The sequence below is a fragment of the Kitasatospora sp. NPDC059817 genome (assembly GCF_042731835.1).
Lineage (GTDB): Bacteria > Actinomycetota > Actinomycetes > Streptomycetales > Streptomycetaceae > Kitasatospora.
In genome coordinates this window covers 1-2,103 of record NZ_JBHWIR010000396.1, presented here as the reverse complement: position 1 = coordinate 2,103, position 2,103 = coordinate 1, and the positions used below count along the sequence as shown (strand labels likewise).

Genomic DNA, 2,103 nt, shown 5'->3' with positions numbered 1-2,103 from the left:
AAAATTTTTATTCGCGGGGGCCGATAATTTTTTATATTAGACCGCCCCCGCCGCCCGCCCCACCCCCCCCCCCCCCCCCCCCCCACCCCCGGGCCGCCCCACCCCCCGCCCGGGCCCCGGGGCGGTCCCGTTCCGCCACCACACCCAGGCACCGCCCGACAGCCGGCCAGGCCCTGCCGGCGGCGACCAGCACCCGTTCGAGGGCCTTGGCGGCTTCGCCACCATGCAGCAGGCGATCACCACGGCGACGGAATCCGGACGCCCCCGCTCCGGCCGGGCCGCCGACGTCGCCTCCGGCGCCTTGACCGCACTCCCCGACGTGGCCCGAACGCCCGCCCGGGGGTCTGTTTCGCTCCCGCTACGCCGCGACGACCGGTCCCTGGTCCCCGGATCAGTCCATGCCCTGCCGGCCCTACGCCTTCGCCGTCGCCCGGGGTGTGAGGCCGGTGTCAACCAAGTCGCAGCGCGACGCGACGACGTCGGGGGCGGCGGATTGCAACTCGTCGCATTTCAAGGTGGCGTCGACGTACTCACGGTCCCCACTCGGCAAGCCCTCCGTGAGCACGGCGACGCGGAACGTGTAGCGGGGTCCGGTGCTGGCAGGATCCGGGATGCAGGCCCCGCCGAAGAACACTCTCTCGATCATGACCTCCTCGCTGTAGTAGCCGGTAGGGCAGGTGTAGCCGTAGGCCGGGTCGGCGGCATGGGCCGGGGCCTGAACGGCGGTCACCGTCCCGGTGGCAAGGAGGAGCGCTGCGGCTCCCATGCCGATCGGTTTCATGGCTTCACCTCTCTATACAGTCACTCTGAGTATTTGAAACGCTACCCTGGATTCGCCCGCCTGTCCGCCCGGGGCTTCCAGGTCCGGGGGCTACCGGTCCAGGTCCGGTCCCAGCGCCCCGCGCCTTGAACTGGGGTGTCGCGAACCCCCAGGACGGGTGGGCGGGGTCACCCGCCCGGAGCCGCTCGTGCCGCGTCAGACGATCGTCGGGTTCTACCAGGCGAGCAGGATGTAGCCGGGACCACCGTTGTGACCGCCGGTGACGACCGCGCCCGACGACCGTCCGGCCGCCGGGCAAGCCGGTTCACCAGCGCAGGCGCCGCGCCACTGCGGCCGAGTTCGAGTCCGTCTGCCGAATGCAGTGACTCCGGCGGTCGGAGTAGGTCATGCTGAGACCGGGCCGCCCCGCACCCCCCTCGTCGAACTGGCCGTTCACCAAGGAGAGTTGCATGGCGGCCCACTGTGCGGGCAGGGAGTGGAAGCGGCATGGGTACGCGCCCCCGGCGCACCCCCCTCATCGTGATCGGCTGCACCACTTCACGCAATGACGTCCACGCACCGGGGGCGGGCCATCGACACGCTCATCCACCAAGGGAGCACAGCATGCGCATCAGGAAGACTCTCGCCGCCCTGGCCGTCGTCACTTCGACGATGGTCGGCGTGGGCGTCGCATCCGTCGGCACCGCGTCCGCCTCCGACAGCGGCTCCGACAGCGCCACCAGCAACAACGGCGCGTGGTACCAGGTGTACGCGAACGGCCCGACCGTCGGGTGGCACGTCAACGCGGGCCGCACCGACGAGCGGTTCTACCTGACCGCCGGGGACACCTGCGGCCACACCTACAGCTGGAACTGGAACGACGTGGCCGACGCAGGGACGAACAACGCGTGGTGGCAGTTCGCGTGCAACCTGTCATGGGCGAACCTGTACCCGACCAACAACGGCAGCCAGTCCGGCCGCACCGTCTCGCGATGATCCACGTCGCAGACACCGTCATCCCGCTGCCCGGCGGCACGACGGGCGGCTGAGCGCCGCGCGCCGGCTGGTACTTCCTCACCGCCGGCCGGCCTCGCCCCTGCACCGATACCTGTACCAATACCTGCACCGATCCCCGCTGCGGTCGTTGTGGGACGCACTCCGGAGGTGACGGCACCGGGTGTCTCCCGGGGCCGTCACCGACCGGGCGCGGCGCCCGCTGAACAGCCCGGCGGTGCGGTCCGACCGGCCTGGACGACGAAGGAGCCGGGGGGCGGGGGGGCCGGGGGGGGGGGGGCCGGCCCCCGGGGCCCGGCTTTCACCGGCGGGCCCGCGGGGGCGCGGGC

The 2,103-nt window shown here is 71.8% G+C and carries 2 protein-coding genes; one reads left to right on the top strand and one right to left on the bottom strand.

The genetic code is table 11. From position 1 onward, the window contains the following. Positions 1 to 412: 412 nt before the first annotated feature. Positions 413 to 781, bottom strand: coding sequence for a hypothetical protein (locus ACFV61_RS35675; RefSeq protein WP_380496318.1), 369 nt, complete (start codon positions 779 to 781; stop codon positions 413 to 415). A 603-nt stretch (positions 782 to 1,384) separates the two neighbouring features. On the opposite strand from ACFV61_RS35675, the gene ACFV61_RS35670 reads away from it, so the two are divergent. After that, positions 1,385 to 1,756: a hypothetical protein gene (locus tag ACFV61_RS35670; RefSeq protein ID WP_063351872.1), complete on the top strand. Its 372-nt coding sequence runs from the start codon at positions 1,385 to 1,387 to the stop codon at positions 1,754 to 1,756. The last annotated feature ends 347 nt before the right edge of the window (positions 1,757 to 2,103 follow it).